The sequence below is a fragment of the Burkholderia sp. IMCC1007 genome (assembly GCF_027257875.1).
Lineage (GTDB): Bacteria > Pseudomonadota > Gammaproteobacteria > Burkholderiales > Burkholderiaceae > Burkholderia.
Genome location: NZ_JAPVQY010000008.1, coordinates 56,732 through 81,040 on the forward strand (window position 1 = coordinate 56,732; position 24,309 = coordinate 81,040).

20 protein-coding genes are annotated in these 24,309 nt (G+C 68.1%); 17 read left to right on the plus strand and 3 right to left on the minus strand.

The features are described 5' to 3' along the window. Positions 1 to 112: 112 nt before the first annotated feature. Complete coding sequence (locus O1Q03_RS10305; RefSeq protein ID WP_269503194.1) at positions 113 to 1,063, minus strand: LysR family transcriptional regulator; 951 nt, start codon at positions 1,061 to 1,063, stop codon at positions 113 to 115. A gap of 114 nt (positions 1,064 to 1,177) precedes the next feature. On the opposite strand from O1Q03_RS10305, the gene O1Q03_RS10310 reads away from it, so the two are divergent. The 8 genes from O1Q03_RS10310 (at position 1,178) to O1Q03_RS10345 (ending at position 11,114) form a co-directional block, all read left to right on the plus strand. Continuing rightward, entirely contained in the window at positions 1,178 to 2,929 is a 1,752-nt protein-coding gene (locus O1Q03_RS10310; RefSeq protein WP_269503196.1) for an IlvD/Edd family dehydratase, read from the plus strand. 184 nt (positions 2,930 to 3,113) lie between these two features. After that, complete coding sequence (locus O1Q03_RS10315) at positions 3,114 to 4,472, plus strand: MFS transporter (protein ID WP_269503197.1); 1,359 nt, start codon at positions 3,114 to 3,116, stop codon at positions 4,470 to 4,472. A gap of 49 nt (positions 4,473 to 4,521) precedes the next feature. Continuing rightward, a complete protein-coding gene (locus O1Q03_RS10320) occupies positions 4,522 to 5,451 on the plus strand; it encodes a dihydrodipicolinate synthase family protein (protein ID WP_269503198.1) in 930 nt (309 codons plus the stop codon). Positions 5,452 to 5,475: 24 nt separating this feature from the next. Continuing rightward, a complete protein-coding gene (locus O1Q03_RS10325) occupies positions 5,476 to 6,405 on the plus strand; it encodes a Gfo/Idh/MocA family protein (protein WP_269503199.1) in 930 nt (309 codons plus the stop codon). A gap of 81 nt (positions 6,406 to 6,486) precedes the next feature. Beyond that, entirely contained in the window at positions 6,487 to 7,500 is a 1,014-nt protein-coding gene (locus O1Q03_RS10330) for an arabinose ABC transporter substrate-binding protein (RefSeq protein WP_269503200.1), read from the plus strand. 21 nt (positions 7,501 to 7,521) lie between these two features. Beyond that, positions 7,522 to 9,105 (plus strand): L-arabinose ABC transporter ATP-binding protein AraG, encoded by a 1,584-nt coding sequence (gene araG / locus O1Q03_RS10335; protein ID WP_269503202.1) that lies wholly within the window; start codon positions 7,522 to 7,524, stop codon positions 9,103 to 9,105. Positions 9,106 to 9,135: 30 nt separating this feature from the next. Beyond that, the gene (gene araH / locus O1Q03_RS10340; RefSeq protein ID WP_269503203.1) at positions 9,136 to 10,161 is read left to right on the plus strand and encodes an L-arabinose ABC transporter permease AraH; all 1,026 of its coding nucleotides are present in this window, start codon (positions 9,136 to 9,138) and stop codon (positions 10,159 to 10,161) included. Between the two features lie 50 nt (positions 10,162 to 10,211). Continuing rightward, complete coding sequence (locus O1Q03_RS10345; protein ID WP_269503204.1) at positions 10,212 to 11,114, plus strand: SMP-30/gluconolactonase/LRE family protein; 903 nt, start codon at positions 10,212 to 10,214, stop codon at positions 11,112 to 11,114. Positions 11,115 to 11,207: 93 nt separating this feature from the next. Here O1Q03_RS10345 and O1Q03_RS10350 read toward each other — a convergent pair whose 3' ends face one another. Then, positions 11,208 to 11,633 carry a hypothetical protein gene (locus O1Q03_RS10350; RefSeq protein WP_269503205.1) on the minus strand — a complete coding sequence of 142 codons (426 nt, stop codon included), beginning with the start codon at positions 11,631 to 11,633 and terminating at the stop codon, positions 11,208 to 11,210. 257 nt (positions 11,634 to 11,890) lie between these two features. Here O1Q03_RS10350 and O1Q03_RS10355 point away from each other — a divergent pair, with 257 nt between their 5' ends. From O1Q03_RS10355 to O1Q03_RS10390, 8 genes are all read left to right on the plus strand, one after another. Then, complete coding sequence (locus tag O1Q03_RS10355) at positions 11,891 to 12,430, plus strand: MarR family winged helix-turn-helix transcriptional regulator (protein WP_269503207.1); 540 nt, start codon at positions 11,891 to 11,893, stop codon at positions 12,428 to 12,430. A 235-nt stretch (positions 12,431 to 12,665) separates the two neighbouring features. After that, a complete protein-coding gene (locus O1Q03_RS10360; RefSeq protein ID WP_011548805.1) occupies positions 12,666 to 13,496 on the plus strand; it encodes a p-hydroxycinnamoyl CoA hydratase/lyase in 831 nt (276 codons plus the stop codon). Positions 13,497 to 13,567: 71 nt separating this feature from the next. Further along, a complete protein-coding gene (locus O1Q03_RS10365; protein ID WP_269503208.1) occupies positions 13,568 to 15,016 on the plus strand; it encodes an aldehyde dehydrogenase in 1,449 nt (482 codons plus the stop codon). 11 nt (positions 15,017 to 15,027) lie between these two features. Beyond that, complete coding sequence (locus O1Q03_RS10370) at positions 15,028 to 16,932, plus strand: feruloyl-CoA synthase (protein ID WP_269503209.1); 1,905 nt, start codon at positions 15,028 to 15,030, stop codon at positions 16,930 to 16,932. Between the two features lie 233 nt (positions 16,933 to 17,165). Further along, positions 17,166 to 18,371 (plus strand): 3-(3-hydroxy-phenyl)propionate transporter MhpT, encoded by a 1,206-nt coding sequence (gene mhpT / locus O1Q03_RS10375; RefSeq protein ID WP_269503210.1) that lies wholly within the window; start codon positions 17,166 to 17,168, stop codon positions 18,369 to 18,371. A gap of 67 nt (positions 18,372 to 18,438) precedes the next feature. Then, positions 18,439 to 19,587, plus strand: a complete 1,149-nt coding sequence (locus tag O1Q03_RS10380) for a porin (RefSeq protein WP_269503211.1) — start codon at positions 18,439 to 18,441, stop codon at positions 19,585 to 19,587. 33 nt (positions 19,588 to 19,620) lie between these two features. Then, complete coding sequence (locus O1Q03_RS10385; protein WP_269503213.1) at positions 19,621 to 21,345, plus strand: tannase/feruloyl esterase family alpha/beta hydrolase; 1,725 nt, start codon at positions 19,621 to 19,623, stop codon at positions 21,343 to 21,345. 231 nt (positions 21,346 to 21,576) lie between these two features. Beyond that, positions 21,577 to 22,194 carry a 3'-5' exonuclease gene (locus tag O1Q03_RS10390; protein ID WP_269503215.1) on the plus strand — a complete coding sequence of 206 codons (618 nt, stop codon included), beginning with the start codon at positions 21,577 to 21,579 and terminating at the stop codon, positions 22,192 to 22,194. A gap of 93 nt (positions 22,195 to 22,287) precedes the next feature. Here the strand turns inward: O1Q03_RS10390 and O1Q03_RS10395 are convergent, their stop codons facing one another. Continuing rightward, complete coding sequence (locus O1Q03_RS10395) at positions 22,288 to 22,764, minus strand: Lrp/AsnC family transcriptional regulator (RefSeq protein ID WP_269503216.1); 477 nt, start codon at positions 22,762 to 22,764, stop codon at positions 22,288 to 22,290. A 178-nt stretch (positions 22,765 to 22,942) separates the two neighbouring features. On the opposite strand from O1Q03_RS10395, the gene O1Q03_RS10400 reads away from it, so the two are divergent. Next, positions 22,943 to 24,274: a PLP-dependent lyase/thiolase gene (locus tag O1Q03_RS10400; protein WP_269503217.1), complete on the plus strand. Its 1,332-nt coding sequence runs from the start codon at positions 22,943 to 22,945 to the stop codon at positions 24,272 to 24,274. Positions 24,275 to 24,309 lie beyond the last annotated feature (35 nt).

The following is a 24,309-nucleotide window of genomic DNA, read 5'->3' on the forward strand; positions in this document are numbered from 1 at the left end:
ACGGAAGGCTCGCGGCACCCTGGGTGTAACCGGCGCACCGGGTCGACGCGGCCGGCGTGCCGTTCGGTTCCACCGGCACGCGCGCCGCACGGGCGGCCGTTCCCGAGCATCGTTACAGCGCGACCCCGTACACGTCGCGCGCGGCCGCGCGGATCGCGTCGGCCATCACCGCGACGGCCGGCGAATGCAGCCGGTCGGTGCGCGTGATGATCCCGAAATCGTCCATCCGGCAATCCATCTCCAGCGGCAGCACGGTGACGATCCCGTGTCGCGCGTAGTACAGCGCGACGTCCTCCGCGAGCACCGCGATCATGTCGCTCTGCTCGATCAATTGCGTGATGAACAGCAGCGCGGCCGTCTCGACGACGTTCGCCGGCGGCGCGAGGCTCGCGCGCTGGAACACCAGCTCGAAGCGATGGCGCAGCACGCTGCCGGCCGGCGGCATCACCCATGCGGCGCGCTGCACGTCGGCCAGCGACAGCGGCGCCTGCGCGAGCAGCGGATGGCCGGGCCGCACGACCGCGGCGACCGGTTCGCCGGTCAGCGGCTCGTAGCGCAGATGCAGCTTGTCGTGTTCGGCCGACAGCCGGCCGAGCACGATATCGAGCTTGTCCTGGGCCAGATGTTCGAGCAGCGCGTTGCTGGTGTCGATCTCGACGGACACGCGCACGTTCGCATGCGTGCCCTTCACGGCCGCGACGGCCGGCGGCACGAGCCGCAGCCCCGGCGACGTGATCGCCCCCACCGCCACATGGCCGAGATGGCCGGCCTTCAGCGCGGCCAGCTCCTCGCGCGCCTGGTCGAGGCTGCCGAGCGCCGCGCGCGCGTGGCGGATCAGCGCGTCGCCGTACAGCGTCGGCCGCATCCCGCGCGGCAGCCGTTCGAACAGCACCGCGCCGATGGATTCCTCCAGCTCGCGCAGCAGCTTCGACGCGGCCGGCTGCGTCATGTTCAGCGCGGCCGCCGCGCGATGAATGCTGCCTTCGTCGGCGAGCGCGACGACCAGCAGCAACTGGCGCGTCTTCAGGCGGCTGCGGTTTCCCCACGGGCTGGCTTCGGTCATCGTACGGGTTTATATCGATATCGGAATCGATATCGTAATCGCCTAAAACGTCATTAGCGAGTTATCAAAATTCTCCCTAGACTGCGTCGGTATCCCGTCACCACAGGACTGACGATGTCGGCAACAAAACCCAGGCTGCGCTCCGCCCAATGGTTCGGCACGAACGACAAGAACGGCTTCATGTACCGGAGCTGGATGAAGAACCAGGGCATCCCCGATCACGAATTCGACGGTCGGCCCATCATCGGCATCTGCAATACGTGGTCCGAACTGACGCCGTGCAACGCGCACTTCCGCAAGCTCGCCGAGCACGTGAAGCGCGGGATCTCCGAGGCGGGCGGCTTCCCGGTCGAGTTCCCGGTGTTCTCGAACGGCGAATCGAACCTGCGGCCCTCGGCGATGCTCACGCGCAATCTTGCATCGATGGACGTCGAGGAAGCGATCCGCGGCAACCCAATCGACGCGGTCGTGCTGCTCGCCGGCTGCGACAAGACGACGCCCGCGCTGCTGATGGGCGCCGCGAGCTGCGACGTGCCGGCGATCGTCGTGTCGGGCGGCCCGATGCTGAACGGCAAGCTCGAGGGCAAGAACATCGGCTCGGGCACGGCCGTGTGGCAACTGCACGAAGCGCTGAAGGCCGGCGAGATCGACCTGCATCACTTCCTGTCCGCCGAAGCCGGCATGTCGCGCTCGGCCGGCACCTGCAACACGATGGGCACCGCGTCGACGATGGCGTGCATGGCCGAGGCGCTCGGCGTCGCGCTGCCGCACAACGCGGCGATTCCCGCCGTCGATTCGCGTCGCTACGTGCTCGCGCACATGTCAGGAATCCGTATCGTCGAGATGGCGCTCGAAGGGCTCGCGTTGTCGAAGGTGCTGACGCGCGCCGCGTTCGAGAACGCGATCCGCGCGAACGCGGCGATCGGCGGCTCGACCAATGCGGTGATCCACCTGAAGGCGATCGCGGGGCGCATCGGTGTGCCGCTCGAACTGGAAGACTGGATGCGCATCGGCCGCGACACGCCGACGATCGTCGATTTGATGCCGTCCGGGCGCTTCCTGATGGAGGAGTTCTATTACGCGGGCGGCCTGCCGGCCGTGCTGCGCCGGCTCGGCGAAGGCGGCCTGCTGCCGCACCCCGACGCGCTGACGGTGAACGGCAAGTCGCTGTGGGACAACGTGCGCGAAGCGCCGAACTACGACGACGAGGTGATCCGCCCGCTCGACCGGCCGCTGATCGCAGACGGCGGGATCTGCATCCTGCGCGGCAATCTCGCGCCGCGCGGCGCGGTGCTCAAGCCGTCGGCGGCGAGCCCCGAACTGCTCAAGCATCGCGGCCGCGCGGTGGTGTTCGAGAACCTCGAACACTACAAGGCGACGATCAACGACGAAGCGCTCGACGTCGATGCCAGCTCGGTGCTCGTGCTGAAGAACTGCGGGCCGCGCGGGTATCCGGGGATGGCCGAGGTCGGCAACATGGGGCTGCCGCCGAAGCTGCTGCGCCAGGGCGTGAAGGACATGGTGCGGATTTCCGACGCGCGGATGAGCGGCACCGCGTACGGCACGGTCGTGCTGCATGTCGCGCCGGAAGCGGCTGCCGGCGGCCCGCTCGCCGCGGTGCGCAACGGCGACTGGATCGAACTCGACTGCGAGGCCGGCACGCTGCATCTCGACATTTCGGATGACGAACTGCAGCGCCGCCTGTCGGACGTCGATCCGAATGCGGCACCGGGCGTGGCCGGACAGTTGGGCAAGGGCGGTTATGCGCGACTGTATATCGATCACGTGCTGCAGGCCGACGAGGGGTGCGACCTCGACTTCCTGGTCGGCACGCGTGGCGCGGAGGTGCCGAGCCATTCGCATTGAGCGGCAGGCACGGGCATACGGAAAAGGACTGCGGCGGGGCCTGAGGGAAACACAGCGACGCGCCGGATGTGATCGGGCGCGAAGGAAGAGAGTTGCGCAAGCGTTCACGTGCAGATGATGGCCGACCGCGACGCATGGGCCGACGCAAGCGCGCAAGCGCCAACGTGGGCTGACAGGAGACAAGATGACGACGCAGTACACGCCCGCGCACGCCGCGGCGGACCAGTCCGATTCACCGGCAGCCGTCGACGAACGGCAATTGACCCGCCTGCTCACGCGCAAGCTCGTGCCGTTCCTCGCGCTGATCTATGTGGTCGCGTACGTCGACCGTACCGTCGTCGGCTTCGCGAAGCTCCACATGAACGCGGCGGTCGGCCTCGGCGATGCCGCATACGGGCTCGGCGCGGGACTCTTCTTCATCGGCTACTTCCTGTGCGAGGTGCCGAGCAACCTCGCGCTCGGACGCTTCGGCGCACGCGTGTGGTTCGCGCGCATCCTCGCGACCTGGGGCGTGATCACGATGGCGATGGCGCTCGTGCAGGGGCCGACCAGCTTCTACGTGCTGCGCTTCCTGCTCGGCGCGGCCGAAGCCGGCCTCTATCCCGGCATCCTGTACTTCCTCACGCAATGGTTCCCGATGCGAGACCGCGCCCGCGTGATCGGTCTGCTCGTGCTCGCGCAGCCGCTCGCCGGCATCGTGACCGGGCCGCTCGCCGGATGGCTGCTGTCGACGCACGGGTGGTTCGGCCTGTCGGACTGGCAGACGCTGTTCGTCGTCAGCGGCTTGCCGGCCGTGCTGCTCGCGTTGCCGACGCTGCGGCTGCTGCCCGAATCGCCCGCGCATGCGCGCTGGCTGAACGACGACGAACGCCGCTGGATCGCGCGGCAGCTCGCCGCCGACCGCGACGCCTATCGCCCCGATTCGCACCGCAATCCGCTCGCCGCGTTGCGCGACCGCCGCGTGCTGCTGCTCGCCGCGCTGTTCCTGCCGTTTCCGCTGTGCATCTACGGGCTGTCGCTGTGGCTGCCGACGATCATCCATGCGTTCGGCACCGGCGATGCGGCGACCGGCCTGCTGTCCGCCGTGCCGTACCTGTTCGCGGTGGTCGGCCTGCTCGTCGTGCCGCGCCATTCGGACCGCAAGCGCGAGCGCTACTGGCACATCGTCGTCGTGTCGGCGGCGGCCGCCGTGACGATGGCCGCGAGCGCATGGGTGCAGCAACCGGCGCTGCAATTCATGTTCATCTGCTTCACCGCGTTTTCGCTGTATTCGATCCAGGCCGTCGTGTGGGCGCTGCCCGGCGAATTCCTGGCCGGCACGAGCGCCGCGGTCGGCATCGCCGCGATCAATTCGCTTGCGAATCTCGGCGGCTACTTCGGGCCGTACGGGATCGGGCTGATCAAGGCGTCGACCGGCAGCCTCGCGGCCGGCCTGTACTTTCTCGCGGCGACGCTGCTGTTCGCGGTGCTGATGACGTTCGTGGTCCGGGCTGCGCTGCGCACGCCCGAGCCGGCCGCGGGCGCATTCGCCCGCGAATCCTGAACGCCTTGTTTTCCGGCTGAACGCCGATTCGACTGACGCAGGACCCACCATGACATCGAGCAGCACACCGCGCTATCGCGGCATCTTTCCCGTCGTCCCGACGACGTTTTCCGATACCGGCGAGCTCGACCTCGCGAGTCAGAAGCGCGCGGTCGATTTCATGATCGACGCGGGCTCGGACGGGCTGTGCATCCTCGCGAACTTCTCCGAGCAGTTCGCGATCACCGACGACGAACGCGACGTGCTCACGCGCACGATCCTCGAACACGTCGCGGGCCGCGTGCCGGTGATCGTCACGACGTCGCACTACAGCACGCAGGTCTGCGCGGCGCGCAGCCTGCGCGCGCAGCAGCTCGGCGCGGCGATGGTGATGACGATGCCGCCGTATCACGGCGCGACGTTCCGCGTGCCGGAAGCGCAGATCTTCGACTTCTTCGCGCGCGTGTCGGATGCGATCGACATCCCGATCATGATCCAGGACGCGCCGGCGAGCGGCACGCCGCTGTCCGCGCCGTTCCTCGCGCGGATGGCCCGCGAGATCGAACAGGTTGCGTACTTCAAGATCGAGACGCCAGGCGCGGCGAACAAGCTGCGCGAGTTGATCCGGCTCGGCGGCGATGCGATCGAGGGGCCGTGGGACGGCGAGGAGGCGATCACGCTGCTCGCCGATCTGCATGCTGGCGCGACCGGCGCGATGACGGGCGGCGGCTTCCCGGACGGCATCCGGCCGATCCTCGAAGCATGGCGCGAAGGCCGTCACGACGATGCGTTCGCGCATTACCAGACGTGGCTGCCGCTGATCAATCACGAGAACCGCCAGTCCGGGATCCTCACCGCGAAGGCGCTGATGCGCGAAGGCGGCGTGATCGCGTGCGAGCGGCCGCGGCATCCGATGCCGGAACTGCACCCGGACACGCGCGCGGAATTGCTCGCGATCGCGCGCCGGCTCGATCCGCTCGTGCTGCGCTGGGCGCGCTGAGCGAATGGCGAAGGAGAAACGCAAATGAGCAAGGTGATTTCGCTGGGCGTGATCGGGATCGGCAAGATCGCGCGCGACCAGCATCTGCCGGCAATCGCCGCCGAACCGGGATTCGCGTTGACTGCCTGTGCGAGCCGTCACGCGGAAGTCGACGGCGTGCGCAATTATCCGGATCTGAACGCGCTGCTGGCTGCCGAGCGCGAACTCGACGCGGTATCGCTGTGCGCGCCGCCGCAGGTGCGCTACGCGCAGGCGCGCGCGGCGCTCGAAGCCGGCAAGCACGTGATGCTCGAGAAGCCGCCGGGCGCGACGCTCGGCGAAGTGGCCGTGCTGGACGCGCTCGCGCGCGAGCGTGGCCTCACGCTGTTCGCGACCTGGCATTCGCGCTGCGCGAGCGCGGTGGAACCGGCGCGCGCGTGGCTCGCTGCGCGCACGATCCGCGCGGTGCAGGTGCGCTGGAAGGAAGACGTGCGGCGCTGGCATCCGGGGCAGCAGTGGATCTGGGAGCCCGGCGGCCTCGGCGTGTTCGATCCCGGCATCAACGCGCTGTCGATCGTCACCCGAATCCTGCCGCGCGAGCTCGTGCTGCGCGAGGCGACGCTCTACGTGCCGAGCGACGCACAAATGCCGATCGCGGCCGAACTCGATTGCACGGATACCGACGGCGTGCCCGTGCGCGCGGAATTCGACTGGCGGCACGGCCCCGTCGAGCAATGGGAGATCGCGGTCGACACGTCGGACGGCGTGCTCGCGATCAGCCGCGGCGGCGCGCAACTGTCGATCGACGGCGAGCCGGTCGAGATCGGGCCCGAGCGCGAGTATCCGGCGCTGTATGCGCACTTCCGCGCGCTGATCGCGCGCGGCGAAAGCGACGTCGACGTACGGCCGTTGCGGCTCGTCGCCGATGCGTTCCTGTTCGGGCGGCGCGTCGGGACCGACGCGTTCGGCCGCTGACGCAGTGACGGCACGCGCCACCGCGAGCGCGACCCGCCACGACGGATGTTGAAGACCCAAGCCAATACAAGGAGACACCGCATGAACCGCACGAATCAGACGATCCGCCGCCACACCCTGCGCGCGCTGCTGGCCGCGCTTTGCATCGCGCCGCTCGGGATGACGGGCGCCGCGCACGCCGATGCGCCGCTGAAGATCGGCTTCCTGGTGAAGATGCCCGAGCAGGCATGGTTCATCAACGAGCAGAACGCCGCGTCCGCGCTCGGCCAGAAGGAGAACTTCTCGGTCGTGAAGATCGGCACGCCGGACGGCGAGAAGGTGCTCGCCGCGATCGACAACCTCGGCTCGCAAGGCGCGCAGGGCTTCGTGATCTGCGCGCCCGACGTGCGCCTCGGGCCGGCGATCGCGTCGCGCGCGAAGCGCTACAACATGAAGTTCGTGACGGTGGACGACCAGCTCGTCGACTCGACCGGCAAGCCGCTGCCGAACGTGCCGCACCTCGGGATGTCGGCGACCAAGATCGGCAACCAGGTCGGTCAGGCGATCGCCGACGAGATGAAGCGGCGCGGCTGGAAGCCAGAGGAAGTCGGCGCGCTGCGCATCACCAACAACGAACTGCCGACCGCGAAGCTGCGCACCGACGGCGCGACGCAGGCGCTGCTCGCGAACGGCTTCCGCAAGGACAACATCTTCGACGCGCCGCAGAAGACGACCGACGACGAAGGCGGCTTCAGCGCGGCCGCGCCCGTGCTCGCGCGTCATCCGAACATCAAGAAGTGGGTGGTCTACGCGCTGAACGAGGAGACCGTGCTCGGCGCGGTGCGCGCGACCGAACAGCTGCACATCCCGGCGGCAGACGTGATCGGTGTCGGCATCAACGGCGCGGGCGAGGCGTTCGCCGAATTCCAGAAGAAGGAGCCGACCGGCTTCTACGGGACGATCGCGGTCAGCTCGACGAACCACGGCAAGGACAGCACGCAGAACCTCGTCGACTGGATCCGCAACGGCAAGGCGCCGCCGGCCGACACGCAGACGAGCGGCAAGCTGATGACGCGCGCGAACTGGCAGGCCGTGCGCGCCGAACTCGGTATTTGAGCGGGGCGAGGCGAGAACGCGATGACGATGCAGACGATCACGGCCGTGCGCGGCAACGACACCGTGGCGCAAGCCGGTGCCGATGCAGTTGCAGTTGCAGTCGACGGTGCGCCGCGCGGCGGCGCGCTGCTCGCGCTCGACGGCATCACGGTGACGTTCCCCGGCGTGCGCGCGCTCGACGCCGTGTCGCTGTCGGTGCGCGCGGGCGAGGTGCACGGGTTGATGGGCGAGAACGGCGCGGGCAAATCGACGCTGCTGAAGGTGCTGTCCGGCGTGAACCAGCCGCAGGCCGGCACGCTGACGCTGAACGGCACGGTGCAGCGCTTTGCATCGACGCGCGCGGCGCTCGAGGCCGGCATCGCGATCATCTACCAGGAGCTGCATCTGGTGCCGGAGCTGACGGTCGCCGAAAACCTGATGCTCGGGCAACTGCCGAGCCGGCTCGGCGTGGTGGACGAACGTGCGCTCGCCGCGCGTGCGCTCGACGCGCTGGAGCGGCTCGGCGAGCACATCGATCCGGACATTCCCGTGAAGTACCTGTCGATCGGTCAGCGCCAGATGATCGAGATCGGCAAGGCGCTGATGCGCGACGCGCGCGTGATCGCGTTCGACGAACCGACGAGCTCGCTGTCCGCGCGCGAAACGACGCAGCTGTTCCGGATCATCCGTTCGCTGCGCGCGGAAGGGCGCGCGATCATCTACGTCACGCACCGCATGGAAGAAGTCGACGCGCTGTGCGATCGCGTGACGGTGTTTCGCGACGGCCGGCGGATCGAGACGTTCGAATCGGTTGCCGATCTCGATCGCGACCGGCTGATCGGCTGCATGGTCGGCCGCTCGATCGAGGACGTGTACGGCTACCGGCCGCGTGCGGCCGGCGACGTGCTGATCGAGGCGAAGGGGCTGATCGGGCCGGGCTTGTCGGAGCCGGTGTCGTTCGCCGCGCGGCGCGGCGAGATCGTCGGCTTCTTCGGGCTCGTCGGCGCGGGCCGCTCGGAGCTGATGAAGCTGCTGTACGGCGCGGCGCGTCCGAGCGGCGGCCACGTCGAGCTGGGCGGCAAGCGCGTCGCGTTCGCGAGCCCGCGCCACGCGGTGCGCGCCGGCATCGCGCTGTGCCCGGAAGACCGCAAGCAGGAAGGCATCGTCGCGATCGCGTCGGTGGCCGACAACCTGAACATCAGCGCGCGCCGTCACTTCAGCCCGGCGCGCATGCTGCTCGACGCGCGGCGCGAACGCGAACTCGCGCAGAAATACATCGAGCGCCTCGCGATCAAGACCCGCGACGGCGACACGCCGATCGGCGCGCTGTCGGGCGGCAACCAGCAGAAGGTCGTGCTCGCGCGCTGGCTGGCCGAACGCATCGACGTGTTCCTGATGGACGAGCCGACGCGCGGCATCGACGTCGGCGCGCGCGCGGAAATCTACAACCTGTTCTACGAACTCGCGGAAGCGGGCCGCACCGTGATCATCGTGTCGAGCGATCTGGCCGAGGTGATCGGCGTGGCGGACCGCATCATCGTGATGAAGGAAGGACGGATCGCGGGCGAGGTCGCGAAGGCGCAGGCGACGCCCGATGCGCTGATCAAGCTCGCGCTGCCGCGCTGAGCGGCATGCAGTCAACCGGAATGAACTGATATGAGCCAGGCAATGCAACCCCAACGTACTTCCCCGTCCCCGGATGCCGCCGCCGCGGCTGCGCCCGCGCGCCCACGCGGCGGCGTGTGGCAGTTGATCAACCGCTCCGGCATCGTGATGGTGTTTCTCGTGCTGTTCGCGGTGCTGTCGCTGACCGTGCCGGACTTCCTCACGCCGCGCAACATCCAGGGCCTGCTGCTGTCGGTCACGCTGATCGGCTCGATCGCGGTGACCATGATGTTCGTGCTCGCGCTCGGCGAGGTCGACTTGTCGGTCGCGTCGATCGTCGCGTTCTCGGGCGTCGTCGCGTCGACGCTGATCACCGCGACGCACAGCGTCGTGCTCGGTGTCGCGGCCGGCATCCTCGCGGGCGGCGCGGTCGGGCTCGTGAACGGCGTGCTGATCGCGCGCTGGCGGATCAACTCGCTGATCGTCACGCTCGCGATGATGGAAGTCGTGCGCGGGCTCGCGTTCATCACGTCGAACGGCGACGCGGTGATGATCTCGGAAGAGCGCTTCTTCGATCTCGGCGGCGGGTCGTTCCTCGGGATCTCGTATCCGATCTGGAGCAACATCGTCGGCTTCGTCGTGTTCGGATTTTTGCTGCGCAAGACGGTGTTCGGCAAGAACGTGCTGGCCGTCGGCGGCAACGGCGAGGCCGCGTTGCTCGCGGGGCTGCCGGTGATGCGCATCAAGATCGCGGTGTTCGTGCTGCAGGGGCTCGTGACCGGCTTCGCCGGCGTGATGCTCGCATCGCGGATGAGCCTCGGCGACCCGAAGACGTCGGTCGGTCTCGAGCTCGGCGTGATCTCCGCGTGCGTGCTCGGCGGCGTGTCGCTGACGGGCGGCGTCGCGACGATTTCCGGCGTGCTGGTCGGCGTGCTGATCATGGGCTCCGTGCAGGACGCGATGAGCCTGCTGAACGTGCCGACCTTTTACCAATATCTGATACGCGGCGGAATTCTGTTGCTCGCGGTGCTGTTCGACCAGTATCGTCGCAACCAGCGGCGCGCGATGAAGATCTGACTTCGACCACGCGCGGCCGCCTGCACATACGACGAATATCGGGAGACGGCATGCAACAGACTCATCCGGCCGCGTCGGCGACGCTGCTGGCCGACAGCCGCAATACGCTCGGCGAAGGCGCGACGTGGTGCGACAGGACGCACGCGCTGTACTGGGTCGACATCGAAGGCGCGTGCCTGTGGCGCTGCCGCGCGGACGGTTCCGATCTCGCGCAGTGGGCGATGCCCGAACGGCTCGCGTGCTTCGCGCTGACCGATGACCCGGACGTGCTGCTCGTCGGGCTCGCGACGCATCTCGCGTTCTTCGATCTGCGCAGCGGTGCGTTTACTCGGATCGTCGACGTCGAGCGAGAGCTGGCGACGCGGCTGAACGACGGCCGCTGCGATCCGTTCGGCGCATTCGTGTTCGGGATGAAGGACGAAGGCGCCGAGCCGCCGCGCGCGATTGGCGGGTTTTATCGGCTCAATCCGGATCTCACGCTCGAGCGGCTCGCGTTGCCGGCGGCCGCGATCGCGAACAGCATCGGGTTCTCGCCGGATGGGTCGAAGATGTATTTCTGCGATTCGCTGGTACGCGAGATTTTCGTGTGCGATTACCGCGCGGGTGGCGATGTGGCCAATGTGCGGCCGTTCGCGCGGCTGACGGATGTAGACGGCGACCCGGATGGCTCGTTCGTCGATCGTGATGGCGGGCTGTGGAATGCGCAGTGGGGTGGCAGGCGGGTAGTGCGTTATGGGGCGGACGGGGTCGAGACCGATCGCGTTGAAGTGCCGACCGCGCAGCCGAGCTGCGTGGCGCTCGATGGTGACGGCAGGTTGTATGTGACGAGTGCGCGGGTTGGGCTCGACGACGCAGCACTCAGAAGCGATGCGCATGCCGGCGGCGTGTTCGTCGCGCAGACGCGGCGTGCAGGGTTGGCGACCGCGCGATTTGCGGGGACACGTACTGGTTGAAAAGCAGCGGCACAACTCGAAGTGGCACAGAACAACGAAAGCCCCCGGCTTGTGAAGGTTCGAGGGCTTCTCTTTTGCACACAGTCATGACAATTAAAATAAAGGCAGTCGGGCGCGAATCCAATCCCATTTGGTAGGCGGAATCGAAAGCAACTGCATCACATCACTGCTCGAGCTATCGTAATATACAATTCCGCCGACACCGTCTACCAGTTCTCGCTCAGTTGCCGAATTTGTGTAGTATGAAAAATAGCGTCGAGCGCGCAATTCTCCAGTCCCATCAAAGAGCTGAAGTCTCACTTCGTGCCCATTCAGAATATTCGCGCCGCACAACTTTGCGTAATATTCCACGCCTCCAAATTCTTTCTTTCCGCCATTCAGTTCTTTTTCGAAAAAATCACACCGCCCATAATTTGGTCTGGTCATGTGAATGGAAAAGCCAACCAGCAAAAACACAAGAATGGCGAGCCCGGTGATTCGGGGGAGGCTAATCTGCATATTTCGTCCTGTATTAACCATTGTCGATTCCGGTATCGCAGTCACTCCACCACGTGAAGGTTGAATGAAGCTGTTCTTTTACCTCATCGCGAAATGACGAACCCTTTGCAAGGTGAGAATCGATTGCTTTTGGTAATTTAATTGGTGTGCCGACCGCTAATTTCGTACTTATCCGAGGCAACTGAGCACATGGAGTTACGCCGAGAGTGATGTCGCGACTATGCGTTCGCCCCCCGACCTGCTGGTAAGATGGCCCGCAATGCCACCCAGCACGCGCCATGAGTTCCACCCCGACCAAGCCCGCGAAACCGAAAAACGCCGCGACGAGCGCCACGGCAGGCGCCGTGAAGAACGCCGCGAAAAGCGCCGCCCGCGCGCCGGCCGACAAGCCGAAAGCGCGCGCGCCGCAGCGCCTGACCTACGTGATCGGCGGCCTCGACCGGCTGCTGCGCCGTCACATGACCGACGCGCTCGCGCCGCTCGGCATCACGCTCGCGCAGTACACGGCGCTGTCGGTGCTCGAGGCGCGCGGCGCATCGTCGAACGCGCAGCTGGCCGAACGCTCGTGGATCACGCCGCAATCGGCGAACGAGGTGATGAGCGTGATGGCCGCCCGCGGTTTCGTCACGCGCGAAGCCGACCCGTCGCACGGCCGCATCATCCTGCTGACGCTGACCGACGCCGGCGCGGCGATGCTGCGCGAATGCGAAGCCGCGCTGCGACCGGTCGAAGCACGCATGCTCGGCGACATCTCCGCCGACGACGCCGCGCACGTGCAGCGCGCGCTCGAACTGTTCTCGCGCAACCTGCGCGGCTGACCGCTTCCCCGATTCTCACGACGCGGGCCCGCCAGGCCCGCGCTCGCTGCGTACGCGCCATCGGCGCTCGCCCGACCGTTCCCTGATTTCCCCAGCGCTTTCCCCGCGTCCCGCTCCGGGTTTACACCGGCGCTCGTGCCGCTTGCAATATCAGGTAGCCTGATATTAAATGAAGCCGTCCGCAGCAGGCAGGCTGCGCACCGAATCGCACTGGAAACGAACGACAGGAACAGACATGAGCAAGTACGACAACCGCTGGCAGACCGTTGAAGTGAAAGTGGAGGCCGGCATTGCGTGGGTGACGCTGAACCGCCCCGAGAAGCGCAACGCAATGAGCCCGACGCTGAACCGGGAGATGCTGGAAGTCCTCGACGCGGTCGAGTTCGACGACGAGGCGAAGGTACTGGTGCTGACCGGCGCGGGCGCCGCGTGGACGGCCGGCATGGATCTGAAGGAATATTTCCGCGAGATCGACGGCGGCTCCGACGCGCTGCAGGAAAAGGTGCGCCGCGACGCATCGGAATGGCAGTGGCGCCGCCTGCGGATGTACAACAAGCCGACGATCGCGATGGTGAACGGCTGGTGCTTCGGCGGCGGGTTCTCGCCGCTCGTCGCGTGCGACCTCGCGATCGCGGCGGACGACGCGGTGTTCGGGCTGTCGGAGATCAACTGGGGCATCCCGCCGGGCAACCTCGTCAGCAAGGCGATGGCCGACACGGTCGGCCACCGCCGCGCGCTGCACTACATCATGACCGGCGACACGTTCACCGGCGCGGAAGCGGCGGAAATGGGCCTCGTGAACAGCAGCGTGCCGCTCGCCGAACTGCGCGACGCGACGATCGCGCTCGCCGCGCGGCTGATGGACAAGAACCCGGTCGTGCTGCGCGCGGCGAAGCACGGCTTCAAGCGTTCGCGCGAGCTTACGTGGGAACAGTGCGAGGATTACCTGTATGCGAAGCTCGACCAGGCGCAGCTGCGCGATCCGGAGCGCGGCCGCGAGCAGGGGCTGAAGCAGTTCCTCGACGACAAGACGATCAAGCCGGGCCTGCAGGCATACAAGCGCTGAGACAAGCGCGGACGCAGCCGCCGGCTTCCCCGCCGGCGTAATCGCAAGAGACAGGCAAGGCAGGAGACGACATGACCGACAGACGGATGCTGATCGGCGGCGAATGGTGCAACGCCCGCGACGGCCGCACCTTCGACCGCTTCAACCCCGCGACGGGCGCGCTCGCGTCGCGCTCGCCGGCGGCCGGTGTGGCCGACGCCGACGCGGCGATCGAGGCGGCGCACCGCGCGTTCCCCGCATGGGCGGCGCTCGCGCCGACCGAGCGGCGCCGCCGGCTGCTGAAGGCGGCCGACCTGATGGACGCGCGCATCGACGAAATCATTCAGACCGGCGTCGCCGAAACCGGCGCGACGCCCGGCTGGCTCGGCTTCAACGTGACGCTCGCGGCGAACATGCTGCGCGAGGCCGCGTCGATGACCACGCAGATCAACGGCGACGTGATCCCGTCCGACGTACCGGGCAATCTCGCGCTCGCGATGCGCGTGCCGTGCGGCGTGGTGCTCGGCATCGCGCCGTGGAATGCGCCGGTGATCCTCGGCACGCGTGCGCTGGCGATGCCGCTCGCATGCGGCAACACGGTCGTGCTGAAGGCGTCCGAGGCGTGCCCGGGCGTGCACGCGCTGATCGGCGCGGTGCTGGACGAAGCGGGGCTCGGCGCCGGCGTGGTCAACGTGATCACGCACGCGGCGCCCGACGCGCCCGAACTCGTCGAGCGGATGATCGCGCATCCGCATGTGAAGCGGATCAACTTCACCGGGTCGACGCACGTCGGCCGCATCATCGCGCGCCACGCGGCCGCGCACCTGAAACCCGTGCTGCTCGAACTCGGCGGCAAGGCACCGGTACTGGTGCTCGACGATGCCGACCTAGACGCGGCCGTCGACGCGATCGCGTTCGGCGCATTCTTCAACCAGGGGCAGATCTGCATGTCGACCGAGCGCGTGATCGCCGCGCGGCCGATCGCCGATGCGCTCGTGGAGCGGCTCGCCGCGAAGGCGCGCACGCTGGTCGCGGGGGATCCGCTGGCCGGCCATCCGCTCGGCACGATGGTCGATGCGTCGGCCGCCGCGCGCGCGGCGTCGCTGGTCGAGGATGCGCGTGCACTTGGCGCGCAGCTGCCGCTCGGCTGCCGCGTTGAAGGCGCGACGATGCAGCCCGCGATCGTCGACGGCGTCACGCGCGACATGCGGCTCTATCGCGAGGAGTCGTTCGCGCCGGTCGTCGCGATCCTGCGCGCCGACAGCGACGACGAAGCGGTCGCGCTCGCGAACGACAGCGAGTTCGGGCTGTCGGCGAGCGTGTTCAGCCGCGATATCGCACGTGCGATGGCGGTCGCGCGCCGGATCGAATCGGGGATCTGCCACGTCAACGGCCCGACCGTGCACGACGAAGCGCAGATGCCGTTCGGCGGCACGAAGGCGAGCGGCTACGGCCGCTTCGGCAGCCGCGCGTCGATCGCCGAATTCACCGAGCTGCGCTGGATCACCGTGCAGACCGCGCCGCGGCATTACCCCATATGAGCGAGCCGACGATGAATGCAGAGAAGGCGCCGCTTCAGGTCGTCCAACACACCGACGCCGGCGCCGACGCCGTGCGCTATCGCGCGGCCGCCGTCGCGGTCGGCGCGGCCGAGATTCGCCGCGCGGACGACGGTACCTGGTACCTGCGCTCGCGCGAGCCGCTCGGCGATTACCCGACGCGCATCACCGACTGCCTCGTGCGCGGCGCGCACGCGCATCCCGACCGCGTGCTGGCCGCACGGCGCGGCGCCGACGGGAACTGGATCGAGATCACGTACGCGCAGATGCTCGAACGCGCCCGCGTGCTCGGCCAGGGCCTCGTCGATCTCGGGCTGACGGCCGAGCGTCCGCTCGCGGTGCTGTCCGGCAACGATCTCGAGCATCTGCAGATGATGTTCGCCGCGATGCTGGCCGGCGTGCCGTACTCGCCGATCTCGCCCGCGTATTCGCTGGTGTCGACCGACTACGGCAAGCTACGTCATACGCTCGGCGTGCTGCGGCCGGGCGCGGTGTTCGTCGCCGGGCGCGCGCCGTTCGCGCGTGCGCTCGACGCGACGTTGCCGGCCGATGCGACGCTGATCGTCGTAAGCGATGCCGATGCGCAAACCGATGTCGAAAGCCGCACAGTGCCGCTGTCGCGCCTGCTCGCCACCGTCCCGCGCACGATCGACGCGATCCACGCGGCAGTCGGCCCCGACCATCTCGCGAAGATCCTGTTCACATCCGGTTCGACGAAGCAGCCGAAGGCCGTGCCGACCACGCACCGGATGCTGTGCAGCAATCAGCAGATGCTGCGCCAGACGATGCCGGAACTCATGCGCGAGCCACCGGTATTGGTCGACTGGTTGCCGTGGAATCACACGTTCGGCGGCAGTCACAACCTCGGCATCGCGCTGTACAACGGCGGCACGTTGTACATCGACGATGGCCGCCCGATGCCCGGCCGCTTCGACGAAACGGTGCGCAACCTGCGCGAGATCGCGCCGACGATCTACTTCAACGTGCCGAAGGGCTGGGAAGAGCTGACCGCCGCGCTTGAGCGCGATGCCGAACTGCGCGACACGTTCTTCTCGCGCGTGAAGCTGTATTTCTTCGGCGGCGCGGGGCTGTCGCAGGCCGCGTGGGACCGGCTCGACCGCGTGACCGAAGCGCATTGCGGGGAGCGCATCCGGATCATGGCCGGCCTCGGGATGACGGAGGCGTCGCCGTCGTGCCTGTTCACGACCGGGCCGCTGATGCGCGCCGGCTATATCGGGCTGCCCGCGCCCGGCTGCGACGCGAAGCTCGTGCCGTGCGGCGGCAAGCACGAACTGCGCTTCAAGGGGCCGAACGTGATGCGCGGCTACTGGCACGCGGACGTCGATCCGCGCGACGTGTTCGACGAAGAAGGCTATTACCGCAGCGGTGACGCGGGCGTCTTCGCCGATCCGCAGCGGCCGGAACTCGGGCTGCTGTTCGACGGGCGGCTGACCGAGGATTTCAAGCTGAGCAGCGGCACGTTCGTGAGCGTCGGGCCGTTGCGCGCGAACGCGGTGTCGACGGGGGCGCCGTACGTGCAGGACGTGGTCGTCACCGGGATCAATCGCGACGACATCGGCTTGCTGGTGTTTCCGCGCGTCGACGCATGCCGTGCGCTGGCGGGGCTGGCCGCCGACGCATCCATGACCGACGTGCTGCGCGCGCCGGCCGTACGCGCGGCGTTCGAGGCGTGGCTGGCCGCGCTGAACCGGAACGCGAGCGGCGGTTCGACGTTCGTCGCGCGGATCCGGCTGATCGACACGCCGCCGTCGCTCGATCTCGGCGAAGTGACCGACAAGGGTTCGCTGAACCAGGCGGCCGTGCAGAAGCATCGCGCGGCGACGATCGACGCGCTGTACGACCCGGCGCGACGCGATCCCGATGTAATTTACGCGTAAGGCAGGCTCAGGCAACAGCGAGCAACAAGCAGCAAGCAGCAGCAACAAGCAGCACGCACAACGACCGGCCGGTCACGATACCGGCAGGCGCTTTTGCGGCCAATGAATCAGGCTTCCTGATAAAGGAAGCCGTTCGGACGACACCTCGCGCGCCGTTTCGCCACTGGCCGGCGGCGGCGCGCGGCGGTCGTTGCACGGCCGACCGACTACAAGACATCGGACTGGAGACAAGGATGAACACCTACGTTGCCGAAAAACCCACGGTCGCGACCACGCTCGCGCTGTGTTTCGCGATCGCACTCCTCGAAGGGCTCGACCTGCAGTCGGTCGGCGTCGCCGCGCCGCGGATGGCGCGCGAATTCGGGCTGACCGTATCGCAGATGGGCATCGCGTTCAGCGCGGGCACCTTCGGGCTGCTGCCGGGCGCGATGCTCGGCGGCCGGCTCGCCGACCGGATCGGCCGCAAGCGCGTGCTGATCGCATCGGCTGTGCTGTTCGGGCTGCTGTCGATCGCCACCGCGCAGGTATCGACGTTCGCGATGCTCGTCGTCGTGCGCGTGCTGACCGGCATCGGCCTCGGCGGCGCGATGCCGAACCTGATCGCGCTGTCGTCCGAAGCGGTCGAGCCGCGCTCGCGCAGCAGTGCGGTCGCGACGATGTACTGCGGGATCCCGTTCGGCGGCGTGATCGCGTCGCTGATCGGCGTGCTGCTCGCGGGCGACACCGAATGGCGGCACATCTTCTACGTCGGCGGCGTCGGGCCGCTGCTGCTCGTGCCGCTGCTCGTGTGGTTCCTGCCGGAATCGCGCGCGTATCTCGACGTCGCCGGCACGCCGGCGGCGCGCACGAGCGTCGGGAAGACGCTGTTCGGCGACGGCCGCACGACGTCGACGGTCGCGCTGTGGGTCAGCTACTTCTGCACGCTGATCGTCCTCTACTTCCTGCTGAACTGGCTGCCGTCGCTGATGGCCTCGCGCGGGCTCGATCGCGCGCACGTCGGCCTCGTGCAGATCGCGTTCAACGTCGGCGCGGGGCTCGGCGCGCTCGGCATCGGCGCGGCGCTCGACCGGATGCGCGCGTCGCGCGTGGTCGGCGGCATGTATGTCGGGATCGTGCTGTCGCTCGCCGCGCTCGCGGCCGCGCCCGGTTTCGCGTCGCTCGCGGTAGCCGCGTTCGCGGCGGGGATGTTCGTGGTCGGCGGGCAGTCGGTGCTGTATGCGCTCGCGGCGATCTACTACCCGACCGCGATGCGCGGCACCGGCGTCGGCGCGGCGGTGGCCGTCGGCCGGCTCGGTTCCGTCGTCGGGCCGCTCGCGGCCGCGACGCTGCTGGCCGCGGGCCGCAGCGCACCGGTCGTGATCGGCGCGAGCATCCCCGTCACGCTCGTCGCGGCCTTCGCTGCATTCGTGCTGATTCGTCGCCCGCAAGCCGACGACTGACGTTTTCGTTTTTTTCAAGGCGCGCCGTCAGAGCGCGCAATTCAACACGGTCTGGAGACGCAACGAAATGAAGACGAAGACAAGGAACGGCCTGCTGGCCGCCGGCGCGTGCTGCGCATTCGCCGCGCCGGGCGCGCATGCGCAGTCGAGCGTGACGCTGTACGGGATCATCGATACGGGCGTCGAGTTCGTGTCGCACGCGAACGCGGCCGGCGACCACGTGGTGCGGATGCCGGGCGTGACGGGCGAGCTGCCGTCGCGCTGGGGGCTGCGCGGCACCGAGGATCTCGGCGGCGGCTACCAGGCGGTGTTCACGCTCGAAAGCGGCTTCAACGTGCGCGGCGGCGATCTCGGCCAAGGTGGCCGGCTGTTCGGCCGGCAGGCGTTCGTCGGGCTGAAGAGCGGCTTCGGCACGCTCGCGTTCGGCCGCCAGTACACGATGACCTACCTCGCGCTGCAGGGCGCGGACATCATCGGCCCCGACATCTACGGGCTCGGCTCATTCGATGCGTACGTGCCGAACGGTCGCGCCGACAACGCGGTGACCTACATCGGCACGTATCGCGGCGTGACGCTCGGCGCCGCGTATTCGTTCGGCCGTGACGGCGCGGGCACCGGCAACTCGCCGGGACAGGGCACGTGCGCGGGGCAGGTGCCGGGCGATGCCACCCAGTGCCGCAACTGGTCGGTGATGCTCAAGTACGACAGCGCGTACTTCGGTGCGGCGGCGTCGTACGAGGAACAGCGCGGCGGCACCGGCGCGGCCGCGAACTTCTTCGACGGCGTGGCGCCCGTCCCGTTCACGAGCAGCGGCGGCAAGGACGCGCGCGCGCACGTGAGCGCGTATGCGCAGGCGGCCGGCGCGAAGATCGGCGCGGGCTGGATCGGCCGGCGCGTGTCGACCGGTTCGCCGGCCGCGCCCGGCGCGCATTCGGACCTGTTCTTCGTCGGCGCGTCGTATGCGGTGAAGCCCGCCTTCATCGTCGACGGCGAAGGCTACCGGATCGTCAACAGTGCGCACGACTCGCGCGCGACGATGGCCACGCTGCGCGCGACCTATCTGCTGAGCAAGCGCACGGCCGTCTATGCGCAATCGTCGTATCTGTGGAACAGCGCGCATGCGCGTTACGCCGTCAGCGGCGGCGGGCCCGGCACGACGCCGGGCGAAGGGATGGGGCAGCTCGGCGCGATGGTCGGCGTGCGGCACATGTTCTGATCCATCGGCGTGACGAACTGAACGGGAGTTATCTTGAACAGAAAATCTGCATTCCTTTGTATCGCGCCGTTATCAGCCGCCGCGATGCTCGCCGGTTGCGGCGGCGACGATTCGGTCAGCTCCAGCCCGACGCACCTGAGCGCCGCGACCCCCGCCGCGATGACGCAGACCTGCGACGCGCTCGCCGCGAAGCTCGCGTATGCGAACACGTCGTTCACGTCGGTGACGACCGCGGCCGCCGGCGCGCTGACGGTGGCCGGCAAGCCGATCGCCGAGCATTGCGTGATCGCAGGCAAGATGAACGAGCACGTGAGCGCGGTCGACGGCAAGACCTATGCGATCGGCTTCGAGATGCGCTTGCCGAAAGCATGGAACGGCCGCTTCTTCTACCAGGCGAACGGCGGGCTCGACGGCAACGTCGTGACCGCGACCGGCGAGATCGGCGGCGGCGGGCCGCTGACCGATGCGCTGAACCAGGGTTTCGCGGTGATCAGCTCGGACTCCGGGCACAGCGCCGCGCAGAACCCACTGTTCGGCCTCGATCCGCAGGCGCGGATCGACTACGGCTACGGCGCGGTCGACGCGCTGACACCGATGGCCAAGCAGGTGATCCGGCTCGCATACGGCAAGGCGCCCGATCGCAGCTATTTCGGCGGCTGCTCGAACGGCGGCCGTCACGCGATGGTCACGGCGGTGCGCAACCCGGCCGACTACGACGGCATCATCGCGGGCGATCCGGGCTTCCATCTGCCGAAGGCGGCGATCGGCGAGATGTACGGCGCGCAGCAGTTCGCGAAGATCGCCTCGGCCACCGGAACGAACGGGCTGCCGGATATCCGCAGCGGTTTCAACGATGCGGAACGCCAGTTCGTCGGCGCGAAGATCCTCGAGAAATGCGATGCGCTCGACGGTGCGACCGACGGGATGGTGCAGGACGTCGCCGCGTGCCAGGCGCATTTCAGCGTCGAGACGGATATCCCGACCTGCGCGAACGGCACGCGCACCGGGTCGTGCCTCACGCCTGCGCAGAAAACCGCGCTGGAGAACGTGTTCACCGGTGCGCGCAACAGCGCGGGCACGGCGCTCTACGCGAGCTTTCCGTACGATCCGGGCATGTCGGGCCCTGGCTGGGCTGCGTGGAAGCAGTCGAACTCGATCATGCTCGACCCGGCCGCGATGGCGTTCACGTTCATGACGCCGCCGAAGACCGCCGCCGTGCTCGCGAACCTCGCCGGCTTCGCGCTCGGCTTCGACATGGACAACGACGCACCGGCGATCTTCGCGACGAACGGCACGTACACGCAGTCGTCGTGGTCGTTCATGACGCCGCCCGACGAGACGAACCTCGCCGCGCTGAAGTCGCGCGGCGCGAAGCTGCTCGTCTATCACGGCACCGGCGACCCGGTGTTCTCGTTCAACGACACGCGCGACTGGTATGCGCAGGTCGCGCAGGCGAATGGCGGCGATGCGTCGAGTTTCGCGCGCTTCTATCCGGTGCCGGGGATGAACCACTGCTCGGGCGGCCCGGCCGCCGACCAGTTCGACATGCTGACGCCGCTCGTCGCGTGGGTCGAACAGGGGCAGGCGCCCGCAGCGGTCGTTGCGACCGCGCGCGACACGACGAACGCGGTGCCGAACGCCGACGTGCCGACGTCGTGGGGCGCGGGCCGCACGCGGCCGCTGTGCCCGTATCCGCAGGTCGCGCGCTACAACGGCTCGGGCGACGTGAATTCGGCCGCGAGCTTCAGTTGTCGTTGACGTAGAGAAGGGGATGTACCGATGCGCGCAAGCATCGGTACATTCGTCGGCGTTCGGCGGCGGATGGGGCGAGCGTGCCTGTCCGTCCGTACGAAAGCGGCGACGGGCCGCGCATGACGATCGAGTTTGCCGCCTGGTGCGGCACCAGGGAGATACACTGTGGCGCTTTCGCGTCGGTGCGACGCGCGCTGACCGGCGTTCCGCGCCGGGTATCTTTCCTCTGATTCGACCATGCAAACCGTAGCGGTACTCGACTTCGAAACAACCGGGCTTTCCCCGAACATGGGAGACAGGGCGACCGAAATCGCCGTGATCCTGCTGCGCGACGGCCAGATCGTCGACCGTTACCAGAGCCTGATGAACGCCGGCCGCCGCATTCCGTCCGACGTCGTCGCGCTCACCGGGATCACGAACGACATGATCGCGTCGGCGCCGCCGGTGGCGAAGGTCATGAAGGAAGCCGCCGCGTTCGTCGGCAGCCATCCGGTCGTCGCGCACAACGCCGGTTTCGACAAGCGCTTCTGGCAAGCCGAGCTCGGCATGCTCGGGATGGCGGCGGAGCATGCGTTCGCGTGCACGATGCTGGTGTCGAGGCGCATCTATCCGCATGCGCAGAGCCACCGGCTATCGAGCCTCGCCGACCTGCTGCGCCTGCCGCAGACGGGCCGCGCCCACCGCGCGATGGTCGACGCGGAGATCGCGAGCCATCTGTGGTGCCGGTTGCAGCGCGACATCGGCGAGACCTACGGGCTGCGGCAAGTCGATCACGGCCTCATGTCGCGCTTGCAGACGACGAGCAAGGCGAAGCTCCCGGCGTTTTTCGGATCATTGACCGCAGGCGCGCGCTGATAGCGGCTGACGTCGATCGTCAGTCGCCGGGGCCGACGCGTACGTCGAGCCGATCGTCATTCGTTGCGATCCATCGCCATCTCGAGTCGGCCGTCAGTCGCCGGCATCCAGCGGCACCTCGAGCCCGACCTTCACGCGGCTCATGCTCACCAGCGTCTTGAAGCGCTTCACGTTGTTGTTCGAGAAGAACAGCTCGCGCGTGAGCGCGTTGTACTGATCCATGTTGCGCACGGCGAGGATCAGTACGAAATCCCATTCCCCCGTCACGTAGTAGCACTGCTGGATCTGCGGGCAGCGCTCGAAGGCCCGCTTCATCGCGTCGAGCTGGTCGATCTGCTCGCTCTCGACCTCGACGTTCACGACGATCGTCAGCGGATGGTCGACCTTCTCCGGCGCGACCACGGCCGTATAGCGCTCGATCACGCCGTCTTCCGCGAGCCGCCGCAGGCGGCGGTTCACGGCCGCGGTCGACAGGTTCACGCGGGCGCCGAGCTCGTTCTGCGGCGTTTGCGCGTCGCGCTGGACTTCCATCAGCAGCTTGCGATCGAAGGCATCGAGTGGGGGAGTCATGATGGCGCGGTAACCTCGAAAGAATGAGAAATTTTTGCGTCCGGACCACCGATTTGGCGATTTTGTTCACCGGCATGCGCAATATTATTTTTCGGACCGTCGGCGAGCGCAACTCGTGCGCGCCCGAACCTAATCCACCGATGGACCGCCCGCGGTCCCTTTCCGGAGCTTCCCCGCCATGCTGATCGCCAACCCGCGCGCGTCGCGCGCCGCCTATCCCGACGCACTGCGGCGCGTCATGAACATCGCCGCGGCCGACGAAAGCGGCGCGTGGTTGTCGCATTGGCCGCTGGTCGGCACCGCGCGCACGCCGCTGCACGCGCTGCCCGACCTGGCCGCGCGGCTCGGCGTCGCGAGCATCAGCGTGAAGGACGAAGCGTGCCGCTCGCCGCTCGGCAGCTTCAAGGCGCTCGGCGCGCCGATCGCGCTGGTGCGGCTCGTGAAACGGCTGCGGCCCGCCGAAAATCTCGATCCGCACGGGCTCGTCACCGGCCGCTACGCGGCGTCGCTGGCCGACCTGACGGTGATCAGCGCGACCGATGGCAATCACGGCCGCGCGCTGGCCGCCGCCGCACGGTCGATCGGCTGCCGCTGCGTGATCGTGCTGCACGCGAACGTCGACGCCGAGCGCGAGCACGCGATCGCCGCACACGGCGCACGGATCGTGCGCATCGCCGGCAACTACGACGAATCGGTCGTGCACGCAGCGGAACTGGCGGACGAAAACGGCTGGTACGTCGTGTCGGATACGTCGTATGACGGCTATGAAGCGATTCCGCGTGACGTGATGCAGGGCTATGGCGTGATCGCGGCCGAAGCGCTCGCGCAGCAGGCAGCGGGCGAGGGCGATGGTGGAGGCAATGGCGGCAACGGCGGCAACGGCGATAACGGCGATAACGGCGGCACCAGCAGCACCAGCAGCAACAGCAGCAACGGCAACCGCCCGTTCACCCACGTATTCCTGCAAGGCGGCGTGGGCGGTCTTGCGGCCGGCGTCGCGAGCTATCTTTGGGAGCATCATGGCGCACAGCGGCCGAATTTCATCGTCGTCGAGCCGCGCCAGGCCGACTGCCTGTACCAGAGCGCGCTCGCCGGGCGTGCGACCAAGGCGACCGGCAGCGGCGATTCGGTGATGGCCGGGCTCGCGTGCGGCGAGGCGTCGCCGCTCGCGTGGGATTTCCTCGAGCCGTGCATCGATCACTTCATGCTGATCGACGACGCCGACGCCGTGCAGGCGATGCGCGCGCTCGCGGCCGGCAGCGCACGCGACGTGCCGTTCGTGTCCGGCGAATCGGGCGCGGCGGGTATCGCGGGGCTCGCCGTGCTGATGCGCGACCCGGCGCTCGCGCGGGAGGTGGGGCTCGATGCGCATTCACGCGTGCTGGCGATCAACACGGAAGGGGCGACCGCGCCGTCCGTCTACCGGCAGTGCGTGGGCGACACGGCCGATGCGGTGCTCGCGCGGCAGCGCGACTGGCTGAAGGTGAACCGCGCAGCCGCGATGGCCTGAACGAACCGAACGACATGACGACCGACGAGGCAAAC